This is a genomic window from Steroidobacter sp., assembly GCF_016790065.1.
Taxonomy (GTDB): domain Bacteria; phylum Pseudomonadota; class Gammaproteobacteria; order Steroidobacterales; family Steroidobacteraceae; genus Steroidobacter.
The window spans coordinates 1-1,986 of the sequence record NZ_JAEUPY010000602.1 but is presented as its reverse complement, the minus strand read 5'-3'; the positions used below and the strand labels follow the sequence as shown (position 1 = coordinate 1,986).

Here is a 1,986-nt window from a genome sequence, read left to right as displayed (position 1 = left end):
AGCCATCACTGCTGAGACTCGCGCGTACTATTTGGACTCGGATGGTCACGCGTCAACACCGTTTGCGTCGGGCACGCTGTCCGCCAAGCTGCCAACCCAGGGCAAGCCAGATGAGTACGTCTACGATCCGCGCGACACATGTAGTGCTGCAATGGAAAGCGCGCTGCCTCCGAAGGGATTCACCGATCAATGGTCGGTGCTCGGTGGTGCTACCCCGCAACTCATCTATCACAGCGCTGCGTTCGAGCGTGATACGCCGATCAGCGGATTCTTCAGGCTCTCGACCTGGCTGGCCATCGATCAGCCGGACACGGATTTCGAAGTGTCGGTGTATGAGATCGGTGCGAACGGCGAAAGCACGCTGCTGAGTAACGACTTGATGCGAGCCCGTCATCGCGAGGGATTGCGAACAACTCGGCTGGTACAGACGCGTCAGCCACTGCATTACGACTTCACGCGCTTCACGTTCGTTGCGCGGCAGGTCAGAAAGGGCAGCCGACTGCGCTTGACGGTGGCTGCGATCAATTCGATGAGCATGCAGAAGAACTACAACGCCGGCGGCATCGTGGCCGAAGAGTCCATGAAGGATGCACGAGCTGTCACGGTGCGGCTGTTCCACGATCCAGACCGCCCCAGCGTGCTGTACGTTCCCATCGGTAGAGGCGCGTAAAAGATGATCGATCGTCGAGCTTTTCTGCAGGCAGCCGCTGCTGCCGGCCTTGGTGTTACCTCGGTGAGTCGAGCGCTGAGCGCCTCCGGATTTTCATCGAAGCGTTATGCCGCGGCAATCGTCATCGATGCGCTCGGCTCTCCGCTGAATCACGATTCGAACTCGGCCGGTGGCCTGCTATCGAAACAAGCGCTCTCGGACGTGCGTGCTTCGGGGGTCACCGCGATTAACGTCACAGTGGGCGCAGTTGGTAACGGACCGGGTCTCTACGAAGACACGATTCAAGGCATCGCGGATTACGATGCCGAGATCGCGCGGCATGGCGATCGACTCCTGAAAGTACTCACGGCTGGCGATATTCAAACGGCCAAGAGTAGCGGCCGGCTCGGTCTGATTTTCGGCTTTCAGGATTCGAGCGTGTTGGGCGGCGAAGTCACGCGGCTCAGTCAGTTTCATGGCCTCGGTGTGCGCGTCGTGCAACTCACCTACAACCGGCGAAATCTGGTGGGCGACGGTTGCCTGGAGCCGGGCGACGGCGGGCTCAGTGTGTTCGGGCGCGAAGTCGTTGCCGAGATCAATCGCTTGGGGCTGCTGCTCGATCTGAGCCATGCCAGTGCCCGCACCATTGCCGATGGAATCGCTGCCGCAAATCGTCCCATGACGATTTCACATACGGGATGCCGGGCGCTGGTGGACGTGCCACGCAATACACACGACCGTGAGTTGAAAGCACTGGCAGACAAAGGCGGTGTCGCGGGCATCTATTTCATGCCGTTCCTGCGCGCCTCCGGCCAACCGCGGTCGGAAGATCTGATTCGACATCTCGAGCATGCAGTCAATGTTTGTGGCGAGGATCATGTGGGCTTGGGTACGGATGGCACGATTTCCGGTACCAAGCTCGATGCGGCTTTCGCCCAGGTGCAGCGTGAGTTCTACGAGAAACGTCGCAAGTTGGGAATCGCGGCGCCGGGTGAGGCGGCGGACGTGTTCAATCTGATTCCCGATTACAACGATCCACGGCGTTTCGTCACGCTTGCCGACGACTTGAGTCGGCGAGGTTGGAGCGAGGCTCGTATCGAGAAAATTTTGGGCGCGAATTTCGCTCGCCTGTTCAAAGATGTTTGGGGTGGCTGAGATGAGACGATGGGCGAGTCTGGTTTTAGTCGCACTCAACATGGTCACGACAGTCGCTGTCGCCGATGCGGCGAAGGTCGAGTTTCAGTGGGGAGCGAAGATTCCGTTGCGTGATGGTGTGCAACTGAACGCCACTGTCTACACGCCGAAGGGCCAGAAGGTGCCCGCTCCGTGCGTCGTCA

At 59.5% G+C, this 1,986-nt stretch carries 3 protein-coding genes; all 3 read left to right on the top strand.

The window, feature by feature from the left end:
* Window positions 1-670, top strand: a 670-nt coding sequence (locus tag JNL55_RS24780) for a CocE/NonD family hydrolase (protein WP_293860594.1), incomplete at its 5' end; no start/stop codon positions are given.
* Between the two features lie 3 nt (window positions 671-673).
* On the top strand, window positions 674-1,804 hold the full coding sequence (locus tag JNL55_RS24775) for a dipeptidase (protein ID WP_293860592.1): 1,131 nt from the start codon (window positions 674-676) through the stop codon (window positions 1,802-1,804).
* 1 nt (window position 1,805) lies between these two features.
* Window positions 1,806-1,986: hypothetical protein (locus JNL55_RS24770; protein WP_293860590.1), on the top strand; the 181-nt coding region annotated here is incomplete at its 3' end.